This window comes from Saccharothrix sp. HUAS TT1, assembly GCF_040744945.1.
Taxonomy (GTDB): Bacteria; Actinomycetota; Actinomycetes; order Mycobacteriales; family Pseudonocardiaceae; genus Actinosynnema.
On the sequence record NZ_CP160453.1, the window covers coordinates 3,706,306 to 3,732,506 of the forward strand.

General features: G+C 73.2%; 25 protein-coding genes. 23 read left to right on the forward strand and 2 right to left on the reverse strand.

Annotated features, from left to right (window positions below; genetic code table 11):
• The first annotated feature begins 175 nt into the window (after window positions 1-175).
• Genes aroC through aroB form a run of 4 tightly spaced genes read left to right on the forward strand, consistent with a single transcriptional unit; the run spans window position 176 to window position 4,053 of the window.
• On the forward strand, window positions 176-1,375 hold the full coding sequence (gene aroC, locus AB0F89_RS18145; protein WP_367137691.1) for a chorismate synthase: 1,200 nt from the start codon (window positions 176-178) through the stop codon (window positions 1,373-1,375).
• Entirely contained in the window at window positions 1,372-1,890 is a 519-nt protein-coding gene (locus tag AB0F89_RS18150; protein WP_367137693.1) for a shikimate kinase, read from the forward strand. Before aroC ends, AB0F89_RS18150 begins: the two co-directional genes overlap by 4 nt.
• 5 nt (window positions 1,891-1,895) lie before the next feature.
• Window positions 1,896-2,927 carry a crosslink repair DNA glycosylase YcaQ family protein gene (locus tag AB0F89_RS18155; RefSeq protein ID WP_367137695.1) on the forward strand — a complete coding sequence of 344 codons (1,032 nt, stop codon included), beginning with the start codon at window positions 1,896-1,898 and terminating at the stop codon, window positions 2,925-2,927.
• A 19-nt stretch (window positions 2,928-2,946) separates the two neighbouring features.
• A complete protein-coding gene (gene aroB, locus AB0F89_RS18160) occupies window positions 2,947-4,053 on the forward strand; it encodes a 3-dehydroquinate synthase (protein WP_367137697.1) in 1,107 nt (368 codons plus the stop codon).
• Window positions 4,054-4,354: 301 nt separating this feature from the next.
• Here the strand turns inward: aroB and AB0F89_RS18165 are convergent, their stop codons facing one another.
• Complete coding sequence (locus AB0F89_RS18165) at window positions 4,355-4,792, reverse strand: hypothetical protein (RefSeq protein ID WP_367137699.1); 438 nt, start codon at window positions 4,790-4,792, stop codon at window positions 4,355-4,357.
• 115 nt (window positions 4,793-4,907) lie between these two features.
• Between AB0F89_RS18165 and AB0F89_RS18170 the strand changes: the two genes are divergently transcribed.
• The 3 genes from AB0F89_RS18170 to nusB are packed head-to-tail and all read left to right on the forward strand — an operon-like array spanning window position 4,908 to window position 7,022.
• Window positions 4,908-5,981, forward strand: a complete 1,074-nt coding sequence (locus AB0F89_RS18170; RefSeq protein ID WP_367137701.1) for a M24 family metallopeptidase — start codon at window positions 4,908-4,910, stop codon at window positions 5,979-5,981.
• Between the two features lie 56 nt (window positions 5,982-6,037).
• Window positions 6,038-6,601: an elongation factor P gene (efp, locus tag AB0F89_RS18175; RefSeq protein ID WP_367137703.1), complete on the forward strand. Its 564-nt coding sequence runs from the start codon at window positions 6,038-6,040 to the stop codon at window positions 6,599-6,601.
• Between the two features lies 1 nt (window position 6,602).
• Entirely contained in the window at window positions 6,603-7,022 is a 420-nt protein-coding gene (gene nusB, locus AB0F89_RS18180; protein ID WP_367137705.1) for a transcription antitermination factor NusB, read from the forward strand.
• A gap of 145 nt (window positions 7,023-7,167) precedes the next feature.
• On the opposite strand, the gene AB0F89_RS18185 is transcribed toward nusB, so the two are convergent.
• Window positions 7,168-7,656 carry a transcriptional regulator gene (locus AB0F89_RS18185; RefSeq protein WP_015103676.1) on the reverse strand — a complete coding sequence of 163 codons (489 nt, stop codon included), beginning with the start codon at window positions 7,654-7,656 and terminating at the stop codon, window positions 7,168-7,170.
• A 257-nt stretch (window positions 7,657-7,913) separates the two neighbouring features.
• Here AB0F89_RS18185 and pyrR point away from each other — a divergent pair, with 257 nt between their 5' ends.
• From pyrR to def, 16 genes are all read left to right on the forward strand, one after another.
• The gene (gene pyrR / locus AB0F89_RS18190; protein ID WP_367137707.1) at window positions 7,914-8,486 is read left to right on the forward strand and encodes a bifunctional pyr operon transcriptional regulator/uracil phosphoribosyltransferase PyrR; all 573 of its coding nucleotides are present in this window, start codon (window positions 7,914-7,916) and stop codon (window positions 8,484-8,486) included.
• Window positions 8,483-9,415, forward strand: a complete 933-nt coding sequence (locus tag AB0F89_RS18195) for an aspartate carbamoyltransferase catalytic subunit (RefSeq protein ID WP_367137709.1) — start codon at window positions 8,483-8,485, stop codon at window positions 9,413-9,415. The genes pyrR and AB0F89_RS18195 overlap by 4 nt, the downstream gene beginning before the upstream one ends.
• Complete coding sequence (locus tag AB0F89_RS18200; RefSeq protein WP_367137711.1) at window positions 9,412-10,695, forward strand: dihydroorotase; 1,284 nt, start codon at window positions 9,412-9,414, stop codon at window positions 10,693-10,695. The genes AB0F89_RS18195 and AB0F89_RS18200 overlap by 4 nt, the downstream gene beginning before the upstream one ends.
• Entirely contained in the window at window positions 10,692-11,177 is a 486-nt protein-coding gene (locus AB0F89_RS18205; protein WP_367137713.1) for a transporter, read from the forward strand. Before AB0F89_RS18200 ends, AB0F89_RS18205 begins: the two co-directional genes overlap by 4 nt.
• A complete protein-coding gene (gene carA / locus AB0F89_RS18210; RefSeq protein WP_367137715.1) occupies window positions 11,174-12,286 on the forward strand; it encodes a glutamine-hydrolyzing carbamoyl-phosphate synthase small subunit in 1,113 nt (370 codons plus the stop codon). Before AB0F89_RS18205 ends, carA begins: the two co-directional genes overlap by 4 nt.
• The gene (gene carB / locus AB0F89_RS18215; RefSeq protein WP_367137717.1) at window positions 12,286-15,588 is read left to right on the forward strand and encodes a carbamoyl-phosphate synthase large subunit; all 3,303 of its coding nucleotides are present in this window, start codon (window positions 12,286-12,288) and stop codon (window positions 15,586-15,588) included. Before carA ends, carB begins: the two co-directional genes overlap by 1 nt.
• Window positions 15,585-16,418: an orotidine-5'-phosphate decarboxylase gene (pyrF, locus tag AB0F89_RS18220; protein ID WP_367137719.1), complete on the forward strand. Its 834-nt coding sequence runs from the start codon at window positions 15,585-15,587 to the stop codon at window positions 16,416-16,418. Before carB ends, pyrF begins: the two co-directional genes overlap by 4 nt.
• Before the next feature lie 301 nt (window positions 16,419-16,719).
• Window positions 16,720-17,037 (forward strand): integration host factor, actinobacterial type, encoded by a 318-nt coding sequence (gene mihF / locus AB0F89_RS18225; RefSeq protein ID WP_033427832.1) that lies wholly within the window; start codon window positions 16,720-16,722, stop codon window positions 17,035-17,037.
• Window positions 17,034-17,696, forward strand: a complete 663-nt coding sequence (gmk, locus tag AB0F89_RS18230) for a guanylate kinase (protein WP_367137720.1) — start codon at window positions 17,034-17,036, stop codon at window positions 17,694-17,696. The genes mihF and gmk overlap by 4 nt, the downstream gene beginning before the upstream one ends.
• Window positions 17,693-17,971, forward strand: coding sequence for a DNA-directed RNA polymerase subunit omega (gene rpoZ / locus AB0F89_RS18235; protein ID WP_360115731.1), 279 nt, complete (start codon window positions 17,693-17,695; stop codon window positions 17,969-17,971). The genes gmk and rpoZ overlap by 4 nt, the downstream gene beginning before the upstream one ends.
• Complete coding sequence (gene coaBC, locus AB0F89_RS18240) at window positions 17,968-19,206, forward strand: bifunctional phosphopantothenoylcysteine decarboxylase/phosphopantothenate--cysteine ligase CoaBC (RefSeq protein WP_367137723.1); 1,239 nt, start codon at window positions 17,968-17,970, stop codon at window positions 19,204-19,206. The genes rpoZ and coaBC overlap by 4 nt, the downstream gene beginning before the upstream one ends.
• A gap of 66 nt (window positions 19,207-19,272) precedes the next feature.
• A complete protein-coding gene (gene metK / locus AB0F89_RS18245; protein WP_367137725.1) occupies window positions 19,273-20,475 on the forward strand; it encodes a methionine adenosyltransferase in 1,203 nt (400 codons plus the stop codon).
• A 270-nt stretch (window positions 20,476-20,745) separates the two neighbouring features.
• Window positions 20,746-22,731, forward strand: coding sequence for a primosomal protein N' (locus AB0F89_RS18250; RefSeq protein WP_367137727.1), 1,986 nt, complete (start codon window positions 20,746-20,748; stop codon window positions 22,729-22,731).
• A gap of 151 nt (window positions 22,732-22,882) precedes the next feature.
• On the forward strand, window positions 22,883-23,608 hold the full coding sequence (locus AB0F89_RS18255; RefSeq protein WP_367137729.1) for a hypothetical protein: 726 nt from the start codon (window positions 22,883-22,885) through the stop codon (window positions 23,606-23,608).
• 61 nt (window positions 23,609-23,669) lie between these two features.
• A complete protein-coding gene (gene ggt / locus AB0F89_RS18260) occupies window positions 23,670-25,457 on the forward strand; it encodes a gamma-glutamyltransferase (RefSeq protein WP_367137731.1) in 1,788 nt (595 codons plus the stop codon).
• Window positions 25,458-25,625: 168 nt separating this feature from the next.
• Window positions 25,626-26,168, forward strand: coding sequence for a peptide deformylase (gene def / locus AB0F89_RS18265; protein ID WP_367137733.1), 543 nt, complete (start codon window positions 25,626-25,628; stop codon window positions 26,166-26,168).
• Window positions 26,169-26,201: the final 33 nt, after the last annotated feature.

Consider the following 26,201-nt stretch of genomic DNA (forward strand, 5'->3'; position numbering starts at 1 on the left):
GTCGGACGGGTCGGACGGGTCGGACGCCCGACTGGTCAGCGTGCGTTCCGCGCTGCTGCTCCTCGTCGTCTTCACCGCGGCGTTCCGCCGCGCCACCGCCCGCATCGGAGAACCTGATCGACGTCTTGAGCCGGGACGCCCCCGCCCGGATTAACACTGTGAAAGGATTCGCCGCGTGCTGCGCTGGATCACCGCTGGGGAGTCCCATGGACCGGCCCTCGTCGCCGTGCTGGAAGGCATGGTCGCCGGGGTCGAGGTCACCACTGCCGACCTGACCGCTCAACTGGAGCGCCGCCGCCTCGGCTTCGGCCGGAGCCCGCGGATGGGGTTCGAGGCCGACGAGGTGGAGATCCTGGGCGGCGTCCGCCACGGGCTCACCCAGGGCGGCCCGATCGCGGTCCGGATCGGCAACACCGAGTGGCCCAAGTGGCAGAAGGTGATGTCCGCGGACCCGGTCGACCCGTCCGAGCTGAAGCCGACCGGCCGCAACGAGGCGCTGACCAGGCCCCGGCCCGGTCACGCCGACCTGCCCGGCATGCAGAAGTTCGGCTTCGACGAGGCCCGCCCGGTGCTGGAGCGCGCCAGCGCCCGCGAGACCGCCGCCCGCACCGCCCTCGGCACGGTCGCCCGGCACTTCCTCAAGCAGGTCTTCGACGTCGACGTGATCAGCCACGTCGTCTCCATCGGCAAGGCCAAGACCCCGGCCGACTCGGCCGTGCCCGGTCCCGGCGACCTGGACGCCGTCGACGCCAGCCCGGTCCGGGCGTTCGACGAGCGCGGCACCGAGGCGATGGTGGCCGAGGTCGAGGCGGTCAAGGAGGCGGGTGACACGGTCGGCGGCGTGATCGAGGTCATCGCCTACGGCCTGCCGCCGGGCCTCGGCTCGCACGTGCACTGGGACCGCCGCCTCGACGCGCGGCTGGCCGGCGCGCTGATGGGCGTGCAGGCGATGAAGGGCGTGGAGGTCGGCGACGGCTTCACCACCGCCGAGCGCTGGGGCAGCGAGGCGCACGACGAGATCGACCGGGGCCCCGGGCCGAAGGGCGTCAGCAGGCGCTCGAACCGGGCGGGCGGCCTGGAGGGCGGCATCACCAACGGCGAGCCGCTGCGCGTGCGCGTCGCCATGAAGCCCATCTCCACCGTGCCCCGCGCGCTGTCCACGGTGGACGTGCGCACCGGCGAGCCCGCGGTCGCGATCCACCAGCGCTCGGACGTGTGCGCGGTGCCGCGCGCGGGCGTGGTGCTGGAGTCGGTGGTGGCGCTGGTGCTGGCCGAGGCGGCGCTGGAGAAGTTCGGCGGCGACTCGATCGCCGAGACCAGGCGCAACGTCGCCTCCTACGTCGAGGCGCTGGAAGCCCGCTGGGAGGGGCTGTGACGCCGAAGTTCGTCGTCCTCGGCCCTCCGGGGGCGGGCAAGACGACCGTCGGGCAGCTGCTCGCCGAACGCCTCGGCGTCGCCTTCCGCGACACCGACGACGACGTGGTGGCCACGGCGGGCAAACCGATCTCCGACATCTTCACCGACGACGGCGAGCCCGCGTTCCGGGCGCTGGAGGAGCGAGCCGTCGCCGCGGGCCTGGACACCCACGACGGCGTGCTGGCGCTCGGCGGCGGCGCGGTGCTGTCGGCGACCACCCGGGCCCGCCTGGCCGGGCACGCCGTGGTGTTCCTCAACGTCGGCATGGCCGAGGGCGTCAAGCGCACCGGCATGTCCAGCGCCCGGCCGCTGCTGGCCGGCGTGAACCCGCGCGCCACGTTCAAGTCGCTGCTGGACGCCCGCCTGCCGCTGTACCGGGAGGTCGCGACCATCGAGGTGGCCACCGACGACCTGGAGCCGGAGCAGGTGGTCGACGCCGTGCTCGACCCGACGGGCCCGGTGCGGGAGACCTGACCGGCGTGGACCCGACCGCGGCCCGAGTGCTCGCCCGCCGCGCCGCGGCCCAGGGTCTGCACGGCGACGACCCGGACGCGGTGCTGCCGCTGGGCGTGGCCGACAGCCCGCCGAAGACCGCCGCGGCGGCGTTGGGCGTGCGCGGTCGTCGTACTGGCACGGAGGACCTGGTCCGGGTGCTGAGCCTGCGCGGCGCGCCGCACCTGCACCGCCGCGCCGACCTGCCCGCGCTGCGCCGCCAACTCCGACCGCGCACGCCCCGCCAGCTGGCGGCGTGGTGCGGCGCGTTCCCGCCGCCCGACCTGGAGCACGTCGACCTGGTCGCCGACCTCGTGCGCCGCGAGTTCCCCGGCGACACGGCCACCAAGGGCGAGCTGTCCGCCGCGATCAGCCCGCTGCTGCCCGCCGTCGCCCGCCCGCACTGCCCGGCGTGCCGGACCGGGCACGTCGTCGAGGGCCTGTTCCGGCTGGGCACGCTGCTGGCCGGCGTCGAGCTGGAGCACCTGGGCCGGCAGCTGGTCTTCCGCCGGCCCACCGCCCCCGCTCCGGACGTCGAGGACCCCGGCGAGCCGACCCTGCTGAGCGACTACGCGCGGCTGGTCGGACCGTTCGCCAAGGCCGACGCGGAGAAGTGGCTGGGCGCGGGACCGCAGGACGCCTGGCCCGACCTGCGCCCGGTCCGGGTGGACGGCAGGCGGCTGCTCGCGCACGAGGACGTCGCCGAGGCGCCCGACCCGCCGGCCGGCCTGCTGCTGCTGCCGCGCGACCCGTACCTGCTCGGCCCGCGCCACCTGCTCGCCGAGCCGGAGGTGGCCAGGCGGGTGTGGCGGCCGGTCGGCAGCCCTGGCGCGCTCGTCCTGCACGGCCGGGTCGTCGGCACGTGGCGGCACGAGTTCCGCGGTCGCACGGCGGTGTTCCAGGTCCGGGGCTGGTCGGGGGTCAGGGGTGCGGCCCGGCGCGCGGTCCGGCACCAGGCCGACGTGCTGGCCGGGGTGTGGGGCGGCGACGCCCTCGGAGCCGACGTGGTCGAATGGTGACCCGACGAGGGGAGTGGTGATGGGCGAGCCGGTGCGGATCCGCGTGGCCGCGGAACGACCGTACGACGTGGTGGTGGGCCGCGGTCTGCTCGGCGAGTTGGTCGAGGTGTTGAAGGGCACGGCCAAGGCGGCGATCGTGCACACGCCCACCCTGGCCGAGACCGCCGAGGTGGTCCGGGCGGAGCTGGCGGCGGCCGGGATCGACGCGCACCGCGTCGAGGTGCCCGACGCCGAGGACGGCAAGGACCTGCGGGTCGCCGGGTACTGCTGGGACGTGTTCGGCCGGGTGGGCCTGGGCCGGACCGACGCGGTGGTCGGCCTCGGCGGCGGCGCGGTGACCGACCTGGCCGGGTTCGTCGCGTCCACCTGGATGCGCGGCGTGAAGCTGGTGCACGTGCCGACCACGCTGCTCGGCATGGTGGACGCCGCGGTCGGCGGCAAGACCGGCATCAACACCGACGCGGGCAAGAACCTGGTCGGCACGTTCTACGAGCCGACCGCCGTCCTGGTCGACCTGGCCACGCTGGAGACGCTGCCGCGCAACGAGCTGGTGGCGGGCATGGCCGAGGTGGTCAAGGGCGGGTTCATCGCCGACCCGGTGATCCTCGACCTGATCGAGGCCGACCCGGCCGCCGCGCTGGACCCGTCCGGCGAGGTGATCGAGGAGCTGGTCCGGCGCAAGATCCAGGTCAAGGCCGACGTCGTGTCGACCGACCTGCGCGAGTCCGACCTGCGCGAGATCCTGAACTACGGCCACACCCTGGCCCACGCCATCGAACGCCGCGAGCGCTACCGCTGGCGGCACGGCGCGGCGGTCAGCGTGGGCCTGGTGTTCGCCGCCGAGCTGGCCCGCCTGGCGGGCAGGCTGGACGACGGGACCGCCGACCGCCACCGGTCGATCCTCGCCTCGCTCGGCCTGCCGACCGGCTACGACCCGGACGCGCTGGGCCAGCTGCTGGAGGGCATGCGCACGGACAAGAAGACCCGCTCCGGCGTGCTGCGGTTCGTGGTGCTGGACGGCCTGGCCAAGCCGGGCCGGCTGGAGGGCCCGGACCCGGCGCTGATCGCGGCGGCGTACTCGGCGGTGGCCGCCGAACCGAAGTCGGGCGGCAGCGTCCTGCTGTGAACCTGCGCCCGTCGTGATGACGGGCAGCCGCACCGCGTCCAATCGCGAACGCCCGGCCTGGTCCGCGGACCAGGCCGGGCCGAGCACCACCGCCCTGCCTGGCCACCCCGCACCGCCGGCTACCTCGCGCCATCAGCCACCTCGCGCCATCAGCCGCCCGAGCGTCGCCGGCCATCCCTCGCTGCCGGCCATCCGGTGCCACCGGCCGCCCGAGCGCCGCCACCTCGCGCCATCGGCCATCTCGCGCCGCCGGCCGCCCGAGCGTCGGCCGCCAACCCCGGAGCCGTCAGCCCCGAACCAGTCAGCGCGACCCGTCCGGCTGCCCCGCTCCGTCCGGCTGCCCCGGCGTCGCAGGTTGGGGCAGGGCGTTGCCGATGCCCATCCCGACCGCCCCCGTCGCCATCACCAGCAGCGCGGTGAACGCGGCGCCCCCGGTCAGTGCCGGCCCGAGTGATTCCAGCCCCGTCTGGTCCACCGCCGACCGCCCGGCCACGCCCACCACGCCCGCCACCGGCCCGGCCAGCAGACCGGCGGCGAACCAGGCCAGGCCCCGCCCCTCCAGCTGCCGCCAAGCGTCGAGCGCGCCCCACAGCAGCCCGACGACCACGACCAGCCCGATCGCGATGTACCGGGTGGGCGCGGCGGCCTCCGGGCTGTGGACGCTCACCGCCGAGGTGCCGGTCTGCACCCCGCCGTGCAGCAACCCCAGCCAAAACCCCCTGACCAGCCACGCGCGCATGCGTTCCACCCTAAGCGCGCCCACGGTCCGTCACCCAGCCCGTCACCCGATCGCCCACGATTCACCCGATCGAGTGTCACGGTGGTACGCCCCACTGGCCCCTAGGCTGCGAGTCATGCCGCACTCCGCGCGCCGCGCCGCCCTCCGCGCCACGCTCCGGGACCGGGAGCTGGACGCGCTGCTGGTCACCAACCTGCTCAACGTCCGCTACCTGACCGGCTTCACCGGCTCGAACGCGGCGCTGCTGGTGCGCGCCGACGACGACGCCCCCACCACCTTCTGCACCGACGGCCGCTACCTCACCCAGGCCGCCGCCCAGGTGCCGGACCTCGACCGGCTCGTCGACCGCCCCTGCGACGCCGCCCTGGCCAAGCTGGCGACCGGCCGGCTCGGCTTCGAGAGCGGTCACGTCACCGTGGACGGCCTGGACGCGCTCGCCGCCGCGGCCGACCACGTCGAGCTGGTCCGGGCCCCCGACCTGGTCGAACGGCTGCGGCTGGTGAAGGACGACGCCGAGGTCGAGGCGCTGCGGATGGCGTGCGCGGCGGCCGACCGGGCGCTGGCCGACCTCATCGAGCACGGCGGCCTGCGGCCGGGGCGCAGCGAGAAGGAGGTCGCCCGCGAGCTGGAGGCCCGGATGCTCGACCACGGCGCGGCCGGGCCGTCGTTCGAGTCGATCGTGGCCGCGGGGCCGAACTCGGCGGTGCCGCACCACCGGCCCACCGACGCCGTGGTCCGCGACGGCGACCTGGTGAAGCTCGACTTCGGCGCGCTGGTCGACGGCTACCACTCCGACATGACCCGCACGCTGGTCGTCGGCCGGGCCGCGGACTGGCAGCGCGACCTGTACGAACTGGTCGCGGCCTCGCAGGCGGCCGGGCGGGCGGCGCTGGCGGCGGGCACGAGCTACCGCGACGTGGACGGCGCGGCGCGCGGGGTGATCGACGGCGCCGGGTACGGCGAGCAGTTCGTGCACGGCCTCGGGCACGGGGTCGGCCTGCAGATCCACGAGGCTCCAGCGCTGTCGAAGGCGGGTGACGGTACACTTCTGCCCGGCATGGCGGTCACCGTCGAGCCCGGTGTGTACCTGGCCGGGCGGGGTGGTGTTCGCATCGAGGACACCCTCGTGGTGCGCGAAGGCGCCCCGGAGCTCCTCACCCTGACCACGAAGGAGCTCGTGGTCATCTGAAGGAAGTCGGCTCGTCCGACGTCGCCCTCACTCACGCAACAGGAGAGCCCACCACCGTGGCCACCACCAACGACCTGAAGAACGGCCTGGTGCTGAACCTCGACGGCCAGCTGTGGACCGTCACCGCGTTCCAGCACGTCAAGCCGGGCAAGGGCGGCGCCTTCGTGCGCACCACGTTGAAGCACGTCCTGTCCGGCAAGGTCGTGGACAAGACCTTCAACGCGGGCACCAAGGTCGAGACGGCCACCGTCGACAAGCGCGGGATGACCTACCTGTACAAGGACGGCACCGACTTCGTCTTCATGGACGGCGACACCTTCGACCAGATCAGCGTCCCGGCCGAGACCGTCAGCGACGCGGCGAACTACATGCTGGAGAACCAGGAGGCCGTCGTCGCCGTGCACGAGGGCGTCGCGCTCTACGTGGAGCTGCCGACGTCGGTCGAGCTGGTCATCCAGCACACCGACCCGGGCCTGCAGGGCGACCGCTCCACCGGCGGCACCAAGCCCGCCACGCTGGAGACCGGCGCGGAGATCCAGGTCCCGCTGTTCGTCACGACCGGCGAGAAGATCAAGGTCGACACCCGCGACGGTCGCTACCTCGGCCGAGTGAACGGCTGAGATGGGCGCACGGAGCAAGGCGCGCAAACGCGCGGTCGACGTCCTCTACGAAGCGGACCTGAGGGGCGTCGACCCGGTGACGCTGCTCGCGGACCGGGTCGGTTCGACGGACGTGCCGCCGGTGAACGACTACACGATCACCCTCGTGGAAGGCGTCACGGCGCACCGCGCGCGCATCGACGACCTCATCTCCGAGCACGCCGAGGGCTGGACGCTGCAGCGGATGCCCGCCGTGGACCGGGCGGTGCTGCGGCTCGGGCTCTACGAGCTGCTGTGGGCGGGCGACGTGCCGGACGCGGTCGCCATCGACGAGGCGGTGGAGCTGGCCAAGGGCCTGTCCACGGACGACTCGCCGAGGTTCGTCAACGGGGTGCTGGGCCGGATCGCGGTCATCGCGGACCAGCTCCGCGCCGTGCTCTGACGCCCGACCCGCGACCGCGCCGACCCGCGACCGCCCGACCCGTCGCGACCGCCCGACCCGCGACCGCCCGACCAGCGACGACGAGAACAGCGCACGACGAAGGGGCCACCCGCAGCCGAACCGGCGGGTGGCCCTCCTCGTGCGCTCAGTCCTCCTTGGCCGGACGGGCCTCGGGAGGCAGCACGCCCCAGTCGATCAGCTGCTCGGTCAGCTCGCCCGGCGTCATGTCGTAGATGATCGCCAGCGACCGCAGGTCCTCGGTCCGGATGGACAGCACCTTGCCGTTGTAGTCGCCGCGCTGGCTCTGGATGGTGGCCGCGTACCGCGCGAGCGGCCCGACCTTCTCCGCCGGCAGCTGCTGCAGCCGTTCCAGGTTGATGACGATCTTGGTGGCGGGCTCCGCGCCGGACGGCACCCGGCCCTCCGGCAGCAGCTCGGCCACCGGCACGCCGTAGAAGTCGGCCAGCTCGGCGAGCTTCTGCACGGTCACGGCGCGGTCGCCGCGCTCGTACGAGCCGACTACCACGGCCTTCCAGCGACCGCCGGACTTCTGCTCGACGCCGTGCAAAGACAAGCCCTGCTGCTGGCGGATCGCGCGGAGCTTGGCCCCCAGCGCCTTGGCGTAGTCGCCCATGTGGCGGTTCTCCGTTCATTCGCCCCGTCAGCCGGTAGGGGACTGGCGCGGGGAGGCTTAGATCAATACGCAGAGTAATGATTGCTCTCCGTGGTCACCAGGTCAAGCTGATCTCGATGGGACAGGTGGGCGAGACCACGCACACCACCCGGAAGATTGACCGCCTCCGCCTGATACGGTGCTGGTCAGCCCGGCGCAGCCGGGTGTCCGACGTCCTTTAAGGACCCGTCCAGCGAGGCGGGGAAGGAGGTCCAACCGTGGCGCCACGTCAACGTGGCGCGACGGACCCGGCGGGAGAGCGCGAGCTCCTCTCGGCCGGCGACGTCGCGCGCACCGTCGCCCGAATGGCCCATCAGATCATCGAGAAGACCGCTCTGGATGCACCCAGCGCACCCGCAGTAGTCCTGATGGGGATTCCGAGCCGGGGAGCCCCGCTGGCCCGCCGGCTGGCTGTCCGCATCGCCGAGTTCGCCGGCGTCGAGGTGCCGACCGGCACCCTGGACGTCACCCTCTACCGGGACGACCTGCGCCGCGGCCCCACCCGCCCGCTGGAGGCGACCAAGCTGCCCGAGGGCGGCGTGGACGACAAGCTCGTGGTCCTCGTGGACGACGTGCTGTTCTCCGGCCGCACGATCCGCGCCGCGCTCGACGCCCTCCGCGACCACGGCCGCCCGCGCGCCGTGCAGCTGGCCGTGCTGGTCGACCGGGGCCACCGCGAGCTGCCGATCCGCGCGGACTACGTGGGCAAGAACGTGCCCACGGCCCGTTCCGAGGAGGTCCACGTGCTGCTGGCCGAGTTCGACCAGCGAGACGGAGTGGTGCTGCGGTGAAGCACCTGCTCACCACCGAGGGCATCGACCCGGCGCAGGCCACCGCGATCCTGGACACCGCGGCGAGCCTCAAGCAGGCCCTCGAAGGCCGTGAGGTGCGCAAGCTGCCGACGTTGCGCGGCCGCACGGTCATCACGATGTTCTACGAGAACTCCACCCGGACCCGGGTCAGCTTCGAGATCGCGGGCAAGTGGATGAGCGCGGACGTGGTGAACGTCTCGTCGTCCGGTTCCAGCGTGGGCAAGGGCGAGTCGCTGCGCGACACCGCGCTGACCCTGGCCGCGGCGGGCGCGGACTGCGTGATCGTGCGGCACCCGGCGTCCGGCGCGGCGCACCGGCTGGCGGGCTGGCTGCGGGAGGCGAGCACGTCGGTCGTCAACGCGGGCGACGGCATGCACGAGCACCCCACCCAGGCCCTGCTGGACGCGGCCACCCTGCGGGAACGCCTCGGCGACCTGCGGGACCGCCGGATCGCGATCGTCGGCGACGTGCTGCACAGCCGCGTCGCCCGGTCCAACGTGCACCTGCTCAGCGCGCTGGGCGCGGACGTGACGCTGGTCGCGCCGCCGACCCTGCTGCCGGTCGGCGTGTCGAACTGGCCGGTCACCGTCTCGCACGAGCTGGACGCCGAGCTGCCCGGCCTCGACGCCGTGATGCTGCTCAGGGTCCAGGCCGAGCGGATGCACGGCGGGTTCTTCCCGTCGGCCCGCGAGTACTCGATCGCCTACGGCCTGAGCGAGCGGCGGCTCAAGCTGCTGCCCGAGCACGCGGTCGTGCTGCACCCCGGTCCGATGCTGCGCGGCATGGAGATCGCCTCGGCGGTCGCCGACTCGCCGCGCGCCGCCATCACCGACCAGGTGCGCAACGGCGTGCACGTGCGCATGGCCGTCCTCTACCACCTGCTTGCCCACGAGGAGGAGAACGCGTGAACCCCTTGATCCTCAGGGGAGTGCGACCGTACGGCGAGGGCGAACCGACCGACGTGCTGATCCGCGACGGCGTGATCGCCGCGATCGGGGACGTCGCGGAACCGGGCGCGCGGGTCGTCGAGGGCGGTGGCGCGGTGCTGCTGCCCGGCTTCGTCGACCTGCACACCCACCTGCGCGAACCCGGCCGCGAGGACACCGAGACCATCGCCACCGGCTCGGCCGCCGCCGCGCTGGGCGGCTACACGGCGGTGTTCGCCATGGCCAACACCGACCCGGTCGCCGACAACGAGGTCGTCGTGCAGCACGTCGCCCGCCGCGGTCGCGAGGTCGGCCTGGTGGACGTGCACCCGGTCGGCGCGGTCACCGTCGGCCTGGAGGGCGTGAAGCTCGCCGAGCTGGGCACGATGGCCAGGGCCGGGGTGCGGGTGTTCTCCGACGACGGCCACTGCGTGCACGACCCGCTGATCATGCGGCGCGCGCTGGAGTACAGCAAGGCGCTGGACGTCGTCATCGCGCAGCACGCCGAGGAGCCCCGGCTCACGGTGGGCGCGCAGGCGCACGAGGGCGAGCAGTCGTCCCGGCTGGGCCTGCAGGGCTGGCCGGCCGCGGCCGAGGAGTCGATCGTGGCGCGGGACTGCCTGCTCGCGCTGCACGCGGGCGCCCGGCTGCACGTCTGCCACGTGTCCACCGCGGGCACCGCCGACGTGCTCGGCTGGGCCAAGGCCCGCGGCACGGAGGTCTCCGCCGAGGTCACGCCGCACCACCTGCTGCTGACCGACGAGCGGCTGGCGACCTACGACCCGGTCAACAAGGTCAACCCGCCGCTGCGCACCTCCGCGGACGTCGAGGAGCTGCGCCGGGCGCTGGCCGACGGCGTCATCGACTGCGTGGCCACCGACCACGCGCCGCACGCCGTGCAGGACAAGGACTGCGAGTGGTCCGCCGCCCGGCCGGGCATGCTCGGCCTGCAGACCGCGCTGTCCATCGTGGTCGAGACCATGGTCCGGACCGGCCTGCTGGACTGGCGCGGCGTGGCGCGGGTGATGAGCGAGCGGCCCGCCGAGATCGCGAACCTGCCCGACCAGGGTCGGCCGATCGAGGTCGGCGAGCCCGCCAACCTCACCCTGGTCGACCCGGACGCCACCTGGACCGTGCGCGGCGCGGACTTCGCCAGCGTCGCGGCGAACACCCCGTTCGAGGGCATGGAGCTGCCGGGCGCGGTGGTCGCCACCGTGCTGCGCGGGCGTGTCACGGCGGCCGGCGGGAGGATCGCGGCATGACCCGCGTGCTGCTGTCCCTGGCCGTGCTGGCCGTCTTCGCGCTCTGCCTGTACGGCATGTGGCACGGCTGGCGACGCCGCGCCCGCCGGCAGGCCGGGGTGCTGCCGGAGTTCCCCCAGCCGCCCGCCGAGCCCGGCGCGACGGTGCTGGAGACGACCGGCATGTACGTCGGCACCACGATCGGCGACGACTGGCAGGACCGGGTCGCGGTCGGCGACGTCGGCCACCGCGCCGAGGCGACGCTGAAGCTCACCGAGCGGGGCGTGCTGGTGCAGCGCACCGGCGCGAGCGCGATGTGGATCCCGGTGGAACGGGTGCGCGGCGCCCGGACGGCCCGCGGCCTCGCGGGCAAGGTGATGACCGCGGACGGCCTGCTGGTCGTCCGCTGGGACCTCGGCGACCAGGTGTTCGACACCGGGTTCCGGGGCGACGACAAGGACGTGTACGAGCAGTGGGTGCAAGCGCTGGGAGGCGACTCATGACGAACGCGGCACTGGTGTTGGAAGACGGTCGTGTGTTCCGCGGTGAGTCCTACGGCGCGGTCGGTGTGAGTCTGGGCGAGGCGGTGTTCTCGACCGGGATGACGGGGTATCAGGAGACGTTGACCGATCCGTCCTATCACCGTCAGATCGTGGTGCAGACCGCGCCGCAGATCGGGAACACCGGCTGGAACGACGAGGACGACGAGTCGGGCCGTATCTGGGTCGCCGGTTACGTGGTGCGCGACCCGGCGCGGGTGCCGTCGAACTGGCGGTCGGTGCGTGGTCTGGACGAGGAGTTGGCCCGGCAGGGTGTCGTGGGCATCTCGGGTGTCGACACCCGGATGTTGACCCGTCATCTGCGTGAGCGGGGTGCGATGCGCGCGGGTGTGTTCTCCGGTGACGATCTGGGCGGCCCGGAGGAGATGCTGGACCGCGTGCGCAGCGCGCCCGCGATGAAGGGCGCCGACCTGGCGGGCGACGTGACCACGTCCGAGCCGTACGTGGTCGAGGCCGTCGGCGAGCGCCGGTTCACCGTCGCCGCCCTAGACCTGGGCATCAAGTCCAACACGCCGCGGATGATGGCCGCCCGCGGTATCGAGGTGCACGTGCTGCCGCTGACGTCGACCGTGGACGACCTGGTCGGGATCGAGCCGGACGGCGTCTTCCTGTCCAACGGGCCCGGCGACCCGGCCACCCAGGCGCACGCGGTCGAGCTGACCCGCGGCGTGCTGGACCGGCGGATCCCGCTGTTCGGCATCTGCTTCGGCAACCAGATCCTGGGCCGGGCGCTGGGCCGCGACACCTACAAGATGCGCTACGGCCACCGCGGCATCAACATCCCGGTGATCGACGTGTCCACCGGCAAGGTGGCCATCACGTCGCAGAACCACGGGTTCGCGCTGGAGGGCGAGCCGGGCGAGGAGTTCACCTCCGACTTCGGCCGCGTGCTGCTGAGCCACTACTGCCCGAACGACGGCACCGTGGAGGGCGTGCGCGCCCTGGACGTGCCCGCGTTCAGCGTGCAGTACCACCCCGAGGCGGCGGCCGGTCCGCACGACGCCGCACCGCTGTTCGACGAGTTCGTGACGATGATGGGCGAGGGTCGCTGATGCCGAAGAGGACTGATCTCAAGCACGTGCTGGTGATCGGCTCCGGTCCGATCGTCATCGGCCAGGCGTGTGAGTTCGACTATTCGGGCACGCAGGCGTGTCGGGTGTTGCGGGAGGAGGGCCTGCGGGTGTCGCTGGTCAACTCCAACCCGGCCACGATCATGACCGACCCGGAGTTCGCCGACGCGACCTATGTCGAGCCGATCACCGCGGAGTTCGTGGAGAAGGTGATCGCGGCGGAGCGTCCGGACGCGATCCTGGCCACGTTGGGCGGTCAGACCGCGTTGAACACCGCCATCGCGTTGCACGAGCGGGGTGTGCTGGAGAAGTACGACGTGGAGTTGATCGGCGCGGACATCGACGCCATCCAGCGCGGCGAGGACCGGCAGATCTTCAAGGACCTGGTGCGTCGGATCGGCGCGGACGTGCCGCGCAGCGCGGTGTGCAAGACCATGGACGAGGTCCGGGCGACCGTGGCCGATCTCGGGCTGCCGGTGGTGATCCGCCCGTCGTTCACGATGGGCGGTCTGGGTTCGGGTATGGCGCACACCCTGGAGGAGTTGGAGCGGCTGGCGGCGACCGGTCTGGCGGAGTCCCCGGTCACGGAGGTGTTGATCGAGGAGAGCGTGCTGGGCTGGAAGGAGTACGAGCTGGAGTTGATGCGCGACCGCAACGACAACGTGGTCGTGGTGTGCTCGATCGAGAACATCGACCCGATGGGCGTGCACACCGGCGACTCGGTGACCGTCGCCCCGGCGATGACGCTGACCGACCGCGAGTTCCAGCACATGCGCGATGTCGGGATCGCGGTGATCCGCGAGGTCGGGGTGGACACCGGGGGCTGCAACATCCAGTTCGCGATCAACCCGGCCGACGGGCGCATGGTCGTCATCGAGATGAACCCGCGGGTGTCGCGCTCCTCGGCGCTGGCGTCGAAGGCGACCGGTTTCCCGATCGCGAAGATCGCCGCGAAGCTGGCGATCGGCTACACCCTGGACGAGATCCGCAACGACATCACCGGCGAGACGCCCGCGAGCTTCGAGCCCACGCTCGATTATGTGGTGGTGAAGGTGCCGCGGTTCGCGTTCGAGAAGTTCCCCGGCGCCGACAGCACGCTCACCACCACCATGAAGTCGGTCGGCGAGGCCATGTCCATCGGCCGCAGCTTCATCGAAGCCCTGGGCAAGGCGCTGCGCTCGATGGAGACCAAGGCCGCGGGTTTCTGGACCACCCCGGACGACCCGGACACCACCCTGGAATCGGTGCTGGACGCGCTGCGTCGGGGCCACGACGGCCGGTTGTACACGGCGGATCGGGCGTTGCGGTTGGGGGCGAGCATCGAGCAGGTGCACGAGGCATCGCGGATCGACCCGTGGTTCCTGGAGCAGATGGCGTGGCTGGTCGGGCTGCGCCGTGAGATCGAGGCCGCGCCGGTGCTGGACGAGCGGCTGCTGCGCAAGGCGAAGCGGGCCGGGCTGTCGGATCGGCAGGTCGCCGCGCTGCGCCCGGAGTTGGCCGGTGAGGACGGTGTGCGCGCGCTGCGCCACCGCCTGGGTGTGCGGCCGGTGTTCAAGACGGTCGACACGTGCGCCGCCGAGTTCGAGGCCAAGACCCCGTACCACTACTCGGCCTACGAGCTGGACCCCGACGCCGAGACCGAGGTCACCGCGCAACCGGACAGGCCGAAGGTGCTGATCCTGGGCTCCGGGCCGAACCGGATCGGGCAGGGCATCGAGTTCGACTACTCCTGCGTGCACGCCGCGATGGCGCTGCGCGCGGCCGGGTACGAGACGGTGATGGTCAACTGCAACCCCGAGACCGTCTCCACCGACTACGACACCTCCGACCGGCTCTACTTCGAACCGCTGACCTTCGAGGACGTGCTGGAGGTCTTCCACTCCGAACAGCGCTCCGGCACGGTCGCCGGCGTGATCGTGCAGCTCGGCGGCCAGACGCCGCTGGGCCTGGCACGGCGACTGGCCGAGGCGGGCGTGCCGGTGGTGGGCACCCCGCCGCACGCCATCCACCTGGCCGAGGAGCGCGGCGCGTTCGGCCAGGTGCTGGCCGAGGCCGGGCTGCCCGCCCCGAAATACGGCATGGCGACCTCGTTCGCGCAGGCCAAGGCCATCGCCGACGAGATCGGCTACCCCGTGCTCGTGCGCCCCTCCTACGTGCTGGGCGGGCGCGGCATGGAGATCGTCTACACCGAGGAGACCCTGCACGACTACATCCAGCGCGCCACCGAGGTCAGCCCAGAGCACCCGGTGCTGGTCGACCGGTTCCTCGACGACGCCATCGAGATCGACGTGGACGCGCTCTACGACGGCACGGAGGTCTTCATCGGCGGCGTGATGGAGCACATCGAGGAAGCCGGCGTGCACTCCGGCGACTCCGCCTGCGCCCTGCCGCCGATCACCCTGGGCGAATCCGACATCGACGCCGTGCGCCGCTCCACGCTGGCCATCGCCGAGGGCATCGGCGTGCGCGGCCTGCTCAACGTGCAGTACGCGCTGAAGGACGACGTGCTCTACGTCCTGGAGGCCAACCCGCGCGCCTCGCGCACCGTCCCGTTCGTCTCCAAGGCCACCGCCGTGCCCCTGGCCAAAGCCGCCGCCCGCATCATGCTCGGCGCGACCGTGGCGCAGTTGCGCGAGGAAGGCCTGCTGCCCGCGACCGGCGACGGCGCGAAGCTCCCCGCGCACGCCCCGGTGGCGGTCAAGGAGGCCGTGCTGCCGTTCCACCGGTTCCGCACGCCGGAGGGCAAGGGCGTCGACTCGCTGCTCGGCCCGGAGATGAAATCCACCGGCGAGGTCATGGGCATCGACGTGTCCTTCGGCATGGCCTACGCCAAGTCCCAGACCGCCTCCTACGGCTCGCTGCCCACGTCGGGCCGGGTGTTCGTGTCGGTGGCCAACCGGGACAAGCGGGCCATGATCTTCCCGGTCAAGCGGCTCGCCGACCTGGGCTTCGAGGTGCTGGCCACCGCGGGCACGGCCGAGGTGCTGCGCCGCAACGGCATCCCTTGCACGATCGTGCGCAAGCACTTCGAGGGCGCCGAGAACATCGTGGACGCCATCCTCGCGGGCTCCGTCGACATGATCATCAACACCCCGTACGGCAACCACGGGCCGAGGGTGGACGGCTACGAGATCCGCACCGCGGCCGTCGCCAAGGACATCCCGTGCGTGACCACGATCCAGGGCGCGGCGGCGGCCGTGCACGGCATCGAGGCCGCCATCCGCGGTGACATCGGCGTGCGGCCCCTCCAGGCCCTCCAGGCGGCGCTGCGGGGTGAGGGGTGAGGTCGGGGGACGGGAGGTTCGGGGCGCGGCTGGCGAAGGCGGTCTCCGAGCACGGGCCCCTCTGCGTCGGCATCGACCCGCACCCCGGCCTGCTGGCGTCCTGGGGGCTCCCCCAGGACGCCGCGGGGCTGGAGCGGTTCGCGCTGACCTGCGTGGAGGCGTTCGGCGGCCGGGTGGCGGTGGTCAAGCCGCAGGCGGCGTTCTTCGAGGCGCACGGCTCGCGGGGCGTGGCGGTGCTGGAACGCGTCATCGCGGACCTGCGCGACAGCGGCACGCTGGTGCTGGTGGACGCCAAGCGCGGCGACATCGGCTCCACCATGGCCGCCTACGCCGCGGCCTACCTCACCGAGGGCTCGCCGCTGGCCGGCGACGCGGTCACCGCGTCGCCGTACCTCGGCTTCGGGTCGCTCGACCCGGCGCTGGAAGCCGCCGCCGCGAGCGGTCGCGGGATATTCGTGCTCGCGTTGACTTCGAATCCGGAAGGGGCTTCCGTGCAACGCGCGATCGGCCCCGACGGGCGTTCCGTCGCGCAGTCGGTGGTCGACGCCGCGGCGCGGGCGAACGCGGGCGCGGAGCCGCTGGGCGACGTCGGCCTGGTGGTCGGCGCGACCCTCGGCGAACTCGACCTGGACCTCTCCGACCTGCACGGATACGTGCTGGCGCCGGGCTTCGGGGCGCAGGGGGCGACGGTCGCGGACCTGCGTTCGCTGTTCGGGCCGGACCTGCGCGGGGTGCTGCCGACGTCCTCCCGGGACGTGCTCAGGCACGGTCCCGTGACCGCATCTTTGCGGTCTGCGGTGGACGTCGTGAAGCGGTCCCTGGAGATGTGATCACGATCAAATCCCGACACGCTTCGCGTGGTCCGCTCACCTGCGCAAACGGTCCCTGGTACGGTCCTGGCCACCAGCGGGTGCATCCACTGCCGGGCGCATACCACACACGGCGTGCGCAGCGCGTCAGCGGTGGGGGTGATGGGCCTGTTGGAGGGTGTTGGTACTACTACCACCCGCCGCAACCACTCCAGCGCTGAAAGATTCACCTGACTGGGACCCACGTTGTACCCAGGCAATTGCGCTCGGTACGGTCGCGGCACCGATCCAGAATTGAAATTCCCACACCACGGAGGAAATCGTGGCCCTTCCCCAGCTTACCGAGGAGCAGCGGGCCGCAGCGCTGGAGAAGGCTGCTGCCGCTCGTCGCGCTCGGGCTGAGCTCAAGGAGCGCCTCAAGCGTGGCGGCACGACCCTGACGGACGTGCTGAAGGCCGCCGAGAGCGACGAGGTCCTTGGCAAGATGAAGGTGTCCGCGCTGCTCGAGGCGCTTCCGGGCGTCGGCAAGGTGCGTGCGCAGCAGATCATGGAGCGCCTTGAGATCGCTCCGTCCCGTCGGCTGCGCGGCCTGGGTGAGCGGCAGCGCAAGGCGCTGCTCACCGAGTTCAGCGGCGAGTGAGTGATGGCACCGGGGTGGGGTCGGGCGTTCGCGCCCGGCCCCGCCTCACCGTTCTGTCCGGGCCGTCCGGCGTCGGCAAGTCCAGCGTGCTGGCCGAGCTGCGCCGGATGGGACCGGAGATCCACTTCAGCGTCTCGGTGACCACCAGGGAGCCGAGGCCGGGCGAGGTCGACGGGGTCCACTACCACTTCGTCGACCGCGCCGAGTTCCACGAGATGGTCGCCAACGGCGACCTGCTGGAACACGCGGAGTTCGCGGGCAACTGCTACGGCACGCCCAGGGCGCCGGTGGAGGACGCGTTGGCGTCCGGCCTGCCGTCGCTGCTGGAGATCGAGCTGCAGGGCGCGCGCCAGGTCCGGGTCGCGATGCCGGAGGCCAGGCTGGTCATGCTGGCGCCCCCCTCGTGGGACGACCTGGTCGGCAGGCTGACCGGTCGCGGCACCGAGGACCCCGCCGTGGTGGCCCGCCGGCTGGAGATCGCCAAGGACGAGCTGGCGGCCGAGCCGGAGTTCGACGAGGTCGTCGTGAACGACGACGTGCGGTCCGCCGCCCGGAGCTTGCTAAACTTGGTGGTCGGCCCGGCGCCCGACGCGTCAGCGTCGCGAGGCGCGGGACGACCCGCAGACCCACCCCTGAACCGCAGGAGCGTTGACGAGTGACCACGCACACCGAGCTGGGCCCGCTGGCGGGTACTCCGGAGGGCATCACCAACCCCCCGATCGACGACCTGCTGGAGCAGGTCAGCTCGAAGTACGCGCTGGTGATCTACGCCGCCAAGCGCGCGCGGCAGATCAACGACTACTACGCGCAGCTCGGCGAGGGCCTGCTCGAGTACGTCGGCCCGCTGGTCGAGCCGGGCCCGCGCGAGAAGCCGCTGTCGATCGCGCTCCGGGAGATCCACGCGGGTCTCCTCGAGCACACCGAGGGCGAGTGACCGAGACCCCGGGTGCCCCCGGCCGTCCCGAGGTCGTCCTCGGGGTGGGCGGGGGCATCGCCGCGTACAAGGCGTGCGAGGTGCTGCGCCGGCTGACCGAGTCCGGTCACGCCGTGCGCGTCGTGCCGACCGAGGGCGCGCTGGAGTTCGTCGGCGCGGCCACGTTCGAGGCGCTGTCCGGCCGGCCGGTGCGGACCGGCGTGTTCGAGGACGTCCCGTCGGTGCCGCACGTGAGGATCGGGCAGGAAGCCGACCTGGTGGTCGTCGCGCCCGCCACGGCGAACCTGATCGCGAAGGCCGCCCACGGCCTGGCCGACGACCTGCTCACCAACACGCTGCTGACCGCCCGCTGCCCGGTCCTGCTCGTCCCGGCGATGCACACCGAGATGTGGGAGCACCCGGCGACCCGGGCCAACGTGGCGCTGCTGCGCTCGCGCGGCGTCGTCGTCGCCGAGCCCGCCAGCGGCAGGCTGACCGGCAAGGACACCGGCAAGGGCAGGCTGCCCGAGCCGGTCGAGATCGTGGACCTGGCCCGGTTGCTGCTGGCGCGCCCCGACGCGCTGCCGCGCGACCTGGAGGGCGTGCGCGTGGCGGTGTCCGCCGGCGGCACCCGCGAGCCGCTGGACCCGGTCCGGTTCCTGGGCAACCGCTCGTCGGGCAAGCAGGGGTTCGCGCTGGCCAGGGTGGCCGCGCAGCGCGGCGCGCAGGTGACGCTGGTCGCCGCGCACACCGCCGACCTGGTCCCGCCCGCCGGGGTGGACGTGGTGCGCGTCGGCTCCGCGCTGGAGCTGCGGGACGCGATGCGCTCGGTGGCCGCGTCGGCGGACGTCCTGGTGATGGCCGCCGCCGTCGCCGACTTCCGGCCCGTCGCCCTGGCCGAGCACAAGATCAAGAAGAGCGACCGCGACCCCGACCCGGTCGCGCTGACCCGCAACCCGGACGTCCTGGCCGAGCTAGTCGCCGCGCGGCGCCCCGGCCAGGTCGTGGTGGGCTTCGCCGCCGAGACCGGTGACGCCGAGGCCGGCGTGCTGGAGCACGGGCGGGCCAAGCTCAAGCGCAAGGGCTGCGACTGGCTGGTCGTCAACGCCGTGGGCGACGGCCAGGCGTTCGAGGTCGAGGACAACGCCGGCTGGCTGCTGTCCGCCGACGGCTCCGAGACGCCCATCCCGCACGGGTCGAAGTCCCAGCTCGCGTCCACAGTGTGGGACGTCGTGGCGCCGACTGTCGTACTTTGACCTCGCGCGCGCGGAGCGCTCAGTAAACTTGAAAAGCATTATCGCGGATCGACGTTAGGGAGTGTCGTGGGCCAGCACAGCAGCAGGCTGTTCACCAGTGAGTCGGTGACTGAGGGGCACCCGGACAAGATCTGCGACGCGATCAGCGACTCCATCCTGGACGCGCTGCTGGCCAAGGACCCGCGGTCGCGGGTGGCGGTGGAGACGATGGTCACCACCGGCCAGGTGCACGTGGCGGGCGAGGTGACCACGGAGGCGTACGCCGACATCCCGTCGATCGTGCGGGACAAGGTCGTGGAGATCGGGTACGACTCGTCGGCCAAGGGCTTCGACGGGTACTCGTGCGGCGTGAACGTGGCCATCGGGTCGCAGTCGCCGGACATCGCGCAGGGCGTCGACACGGCGTTCGAGCAGCGGGTCGAGGGCGCCGAGGACGAGATCGACAAGCAGGGCGCGGGCGACCAGGGCCTCATGTTCGGCTACGCGTGCACGGACACCCCCGAGCTGATGCCGCTGCCGATCGCGCTGGCGCACCGGTTGTCGCGGCGGTTGACCGCGGTGCGCAAGGACGGCACGGTGCCCTACCTGCGGCCGGACGGCAAGACGCAGGTGACGATCGAGTACGCGGGCGACCAGCCGGTGCGGTTGGACACGGTCGTGGTGTCCACGCAGCACGCGGACGGGATCGACCTGGAGAAGCTGCTCGGGGTGGACGTCCGCGAGCACGTGGTGGCGCCGGAGATCGCGTCGCTGGGGCTGGACACCACCGACGTGCGGCTGCTGGTGAACCCGACGGGCCGGTTCGTCATCGGCGGTCCGATGGGCGACGCGGGGCTGACCGGCCGGAAGATCATCGTGGACACCTACGGCGGCATGGCGCGGCACGGCGGTGGCGCGTTCTCCGGCAAGGACCCGTCGAAGGTGGACCGGTCGGCGGCGTACGCGATGCGCTGGGTGGCGAAGAACGCGGTGGCGGCCGGCCTGGCCACCCGGATCGAGGTGCAGGTGGCCTACGCCATCGGCAAGGCCGCGCCGGTGGGCCTGTTCGTGGAGACCTTCGGCACGGAGACGGTCGACCCGACCAAGATCCAGCAGGCGATCGGCGAGGTCTTCGACCTGCGGCCCGCCGCGATCATCCGGGACCTGGACCTGCTGCGCCCGATCTACGCCCCGACCGCCGCCTACGGCCACTTCGGCCGGACCGACGTCGACCTGCCGTGGGAGAACACGGACCGCGCCGACGCCCTCCGCTCCGCCGCCGGGGCCTGACAGGCGATCTGATGATCTGACACCGTCGCACCGCGCGCCGGCTTCGCAGGGGTCCCCGCAAGGGGGCCCCTGCTCTCGTCCTGCCGGTCGAACCGGCTGCTCTTCGCCGCGCGGCCACGAAGGCCCGGTCCTGAGGTCCGCCCGCCGGATCACTCGTTCGTGATCTTGCGCACCTCGAACACGTGTTCGATACTGGTCGCATGACGTCAGCGTTCGCGGTTCGGGGCCGGGTTGCGGGTGGCCAGGGCAGTCTCTGGTAGACCTCCTCCCGTGGCGGAGAAGGCGAGCACCAGGCGCGGGGAGCGGGTCCCCGCCGCCTCGCTGCCGGTCGCCCGCGTGTCCGTCGACGTCCCGCTGGCCCACCTCGACCGGCCGTTCGACTACCAGGTGTCGACCGAGCAGGACGCGGACGCGGTGCCGGGCTGCCGGGTGCGGGTGCGGTTCGCCGGGCAGCTGGTGGACGGCTACCTGCTGGAGCGGGTGGAGTCCTCCGAGTACGGGCGCAAGCTGACCTTCCTGGACCGGGTCATCTCGCCCGAGCCGGTGCTGTCGCCCGAGGTGCTGGAGCTGGCGCGGGCGGTCGCGGACCGGTACGCCGGGTCGTTGATCGACGTGCTGCGGATGGCCGTCCCGCCCCGGCACGCCCGGGTCGAGGCCAGGCCCTCCGCCGAACCCGCGCCCATCCCCGAGCCGCCCTCGGCGCAGGGGTGGGAGCGCTACCCGTTCGGCCCGAACCTGCTCGACGCGCTGCGGTCCGGCCGGGCCGCGCGCGCCGTGTGGCAGGCCCTGCCCGCCGAGGACTGGCCCGCCCGGCTGGCCGAGGCGGCGGCCTCGGTGGCGAGCACCGGCAAGGGCGCGCTGGTGGTCGTGCCGGACCACCGGGACCTGGCCCGGCTCCACCAGGCGTGCGCGGCGCTGCTCGGCGAGGCCGGCGTGGTGACGCTGTCCGCCGACCTGGGCCCGTCCGAGCGGTACAAGCGGTGGCTGGCCGTGCGGCGCGGCGCGGTGCGGGTGGTGCTCGGCACCAGGGGCGCGGCGTTCGCGCCGGTGCACGACCTCGGGCTGGTGGCGGTCTGGGACGACGGCGACGACCTGCACGCCGAGCCGCGGATGCCGTACCCGAACGTCCGCGACGTGCTGGTCCAGCGCTCGCACCTCACCGGCGCGTCGCTGCTGGTCGGCGGCTTCGCCCGGACCGCGGAGGCGCAGCTGCTGGTCGACAGCGGCTGGGCGCACGAGGTGGTCGCGGCCCGCGACGCGCTGCGGGCGGCGGCGCCGCGGGTGGCGTCCGTCGGCGACCACGAGTGGCAGGAGGTGAAGGACGCCGCCGCGCGGTCGGCCCGGCTGCCGACGATCGCGTTCGACGCCGCGCGCGCCGCCCTGGCTGCCGACACCCCCGTGCTCATCCAGGTGCCCCGGCGCGGCTACGTCCCGGCGCTGGCCTGCGGTCAGTGCCGGTCGCCGGCCCGCTGCCGCCGGTGCGCCGGTCCGCTGGCCCTGCCCGGCGGCACGCAGGACGGTCGACCCCGGCCCGCGTACTGCCGCTGGTGCGGCGCGACGGAGGCCGCCTACCGCTGCCCGAACTGCGGTTCGCGCCGGCTGCGCGGCCAGGTCATCGGCGCCCGCCGCACGGCCGAGGAGCTGGGCCGCGCGTTCAGCGGGGTGCCGGTCCGCACGTCGGGCGGCGACGAGGTGCTGGCCACCGTCCCCGGCGGCCGGTCGCTGGTGGTCGCCACCCCCGGCGCGGAACCGGTCGCCGAGGGCGGCTACGGCGCGGTGCTGCTCCTGGACGGCTGGGCCCTGCTGGGCCGGGCCGACCTGCGCGCCGCCGAGGAGACCCTGCGCCGCTGGATGACCGCCGCCGCCCTCGCGCACGAGGCCGCGCGGGTGGTGGTCGTCGCCGACTCGTCGCTGGCCCCGGTGCAGGCGCTGGTCCGCTGGGACCCGGTCTGGCACGCCCGGCAGGAGCTGGCGGCGCGGGCCGAGCTGGGCTTCCCGCCCGCCGTGCGGATGGCGACCGTGGACGGCTCGCCGGACGCCCTGGCCGGCGTCCTGGAGGAGCTGCGCCTGCCGCCGACCGGCGAAGTCCTCGGCCCGGTGCCGCTCGCCGAGGACAAGGAACGCGCCCTGGTCCGGGTGTCCCGGACGGAGGGCCGGGCGCTGGCCACGACCCTGGCCGAGGTGCTGGCCGTGCGCAGCGCCCGCAAGGAGCCGGACGTGGTCCGGGTCAAGCTCGACCCGCTCGAAGTCCTGTGACCGCGCTACGCGATGTGCGGTCCCGCTCGCACCCGGAGCAGGGGCGCATGGCCTGTGCCACAACGGTTTCGCCGGTGCGGCGCAGTGGGTAACGCACACCGCCCGCCCGTCGACCCCACTCCCGCAGGCCATTCCGAGCTTGGGGGAGAACATGACCCGAAGACGACTCACCGCCGCCCTCACCGCCCCGCTGGCGGCGGCGGTGCTCATCGCGGCCCCGGCGGCGGCCGACCCGCTCGTGCCCACCCAGGTCACCGCTTCGGTCAGCACGTCGACGGTCGACCAGGGCCAGACGATCACCGTGACCGGCCAGGTCACCAAGGAGACCCCGACCGGGTGGGTGGGCGTCCCGGGCGGTGACGTCCTCATCCGCCTCTGCGTCGACGCCGCGTGCTCACCGGGCTGGGGAGGCGGCTCGACCCAGTCCGCGACGGGCGGCCACTACTCGCTGACGTTCGCGCCGGCCCGCACCGGCCACCTCCAGGTGATCTTCACCGCCGACTCGTGGCAGAAACCGTGGTTGGCGGGGCTGGCCGCGAGCAGCACGACGACCCCGCAGGTCAACGTGCTCCAGTTCAGCACCAACAGCACGATCGAGGTGGGCCGCCAGGCGAACGGCCAGGTGAAGTTCTTCGGCGTCGTCGGCTTCCCGAACCACGTCATGCCGCCGACGCCGCCCGTGCTGCGCGTCGAGTTCTCCGCTGACAACGCCACCTGGACCACCGTGAACACGGTGACCGGCACCCCGTTCCACGGCGGCAACTACACCTACACCGCCTACACGGCCGAACCGGCGCCCGGCTGGTGGCGGGCCGTCTACGACGGGCTGCCGACGGCCGCCAAGGCGTCGACGACCTCCAGCACCCACATCACCTGATCGCGCGAAGTCCGGCCAGGAGGAGGTTCAGCTTTGCGGGCGGGTGGAGTAGAAGGGAACGATGCTCCGGTCAACGGTTGCCAGCGTCCTCGCGTCACTCCTGGTCGCACCGATCCTGCCCGCCACGGCTGCCGCCCAGGCCGCCACCGACGCGCCGCGCGTCCCCGAGGCCGTCGGCTTCGGGGGCGTGGTGTCCAGCGTCGACCCCGACGCCTCGCAGATCGGCGTGGACGTCCTGCGCCGCGGCGGCAACGCGGTGGACGCGGCGGTCGCGGTGGCCGCCGCCCTGGGCGTCACCGACCCGTTCTCGGCGGGCATCGGCGGCGGCGGGTTCCTCGTGCACTACGACGCCCGCACGCGTCGCGTGTCCGCGGTGGACGGCCGGGAGACCGCGCCCGCGTCCGCCGACGCCGACCTGTTCGTGGAGGACGGCGGCGTGATCCCGTTCGGCGAGGTCGTCACCAGCGGCCTGTCGGTGGGCGTGCCGGGCACGCCGCTCACCTGGCAGCGGGCGCTGCAGCGGTGGGGCACCTGGTCGCTGGACCGGGCCGTCCGGCCCGCCGAGGACCTGGCCCGGCGCGGCTTCGTGGTCGACGCCACGTTCCACCGCCAGGTCAGCGGCAACGCGGCCCGGTTCGCCGACTTCACCTCGACCAGCGCGCTGTACCTGCCCGGCGGCGCGCCGCCGGCGGTCGGCAGCACGTTCCGCAACCCCGACCTGGCCGACACCTACCGCGAGCTGCGCCGGCACGGCGTGTCCGCGTTCTACCGCGGCGAGGTCGGCCGCGACCTGGTGCAGGCCGTCCGGCAGCCGCCGGTGACGCCCGGCGCGACGCGCGAGGTCCGCTCCGGCGACATGACCGAGGCCGACCTCGCCCGCTACGACGCGCCGCTGCGCGAGCCGACCCGCGTCCGCTACCGCGGCTTCGACGTGGTCGGCATGGCGCCGCCCTCGTCCGGCGGCACGACGGTCGGCGAGGCGTTGAACATCCTGGAGACCACCGACCTGGGGGACGAGACGCAGGTCCAGTACCTGCACCGGTTCCTGGAGGCGAGCCGGCTGTCGTTCGCCGACCGCAACCGCTGGGTCGGCGACCCGGCGTTCGCCGACGTGCCGACCCGCGAGCTGCTGTCGCAGCGCTTCGCCGACACCCGGGCCTGTCTCATCTCGCCCACGACGGCCATGCCGGGCGCCGTAGCGCCCGGCGACCCGCGCCACCCGACCCCGTGCGCGACGGCGGGCGAACCGGCCGAGACCCCGTACGAGGGCACCGACACCACGCACCTCACGGTCGCCGACCGCTGGGGCAACGTGGTCGCCTACACCCTGACCATCGAGCAGGAGGGCGGCAGCGGCATCGTGGTGCCCGGTCGCGGGTTCCTGCTGAACAACGAGCTGACCGACTTCTCGTTCACCCCGGTCACGCCCGGTGTGCCGGACCCGAACCTGCCGGGGCCCGGCAAGCGGCCGCGCTCCTCGATGTCGCCGACGATCGTGCTGGAGCACGGCAGGCCGGTGCTGGCCCTCGGCTCGCCCGGCGGCGCGAGCATCATCACCACCGTGCTCCAGGTGCTGACCTCGCGGCTGGACCGCGGCACCCCGCTGGTCGACGCCATCGCCGCGCCGCGGGCGTCCCAGCGCAACGCTGCGAACACCCAGGCCGAGGCCGAGTTCCTGGCCGGCGCGGACGCCGAAGCGCTGCGCGCCCTCGGGCACCGCTTCACGTCGACGGGCGAGATCGGCGCGGCGACCGCGGTCGAACGCCTCCCCGACGGCAGGTGGCGGGCGGCGGCCGAGACGTCCAGGCGCGGTGGCGGCGCGGCGCGGGCGGTGTGGCCGAGCCGGTGACGTGGTGATGCGTGGTGCGGCCGGCCGGTGAGGTGGTGGTGCGTGGTGCGGCCGGCCGGCCGGCCGGTGAGGTGGTGGTGCGTGGGGCGGCCGGGTCGGGTCGGTGCGTGGTGACGTGGTGGCGCGGCCTTTCGTAGACTGGGAACTCCCAGGCTGCGAGGAGTGCGCGTGACCGTCCAACCGATCCGGCTGTTCGGCGACCCGGTGCTGCGGACGCCCGCCGTCGAGGTCACCGACTTCGACGCGGAGCTGCGCAAGCTGGTCAAGGACCTGTGGGACACGATGAGCGACGCCGGCGGCGCGGGACTGGCCGCGCCCCAGCTCGGCGTCGGGCTGCGCGTGTTCACCTACCACTGCGACGGGTTCGCCGGGCACCTGGTCAACCCGACGTTCACGGTCGTCGGCGAGGAGGAGCAGGAGGGCCCGGAGGGCTGCCTGTCGATCCCCGGCCTGTCGTGGGACTGCCGCCGGCACCGGCACGTCGTGGCCCACGGCTGGAACATGCACGGCGAGCCGGTCGAGGTCGAGGGCACGGACCTGCTGGCGCGCTGCATCCAGCACGAGACCGACCACCTCGACGGCGTGCTGTTCCTCGACCGCCTGGACGACCGGACCCGCAAGGAGGCCATGCGGGCCATCCGGCAGGAGTCGTGGTTCGACGGCGGCGTGCCGGTGATCAAGCAGTCGCCGCACCCGTTGTTCGGGGTCTGATCGAGGTCGCGGCGGGCTGGGTGGGTGGCGCTC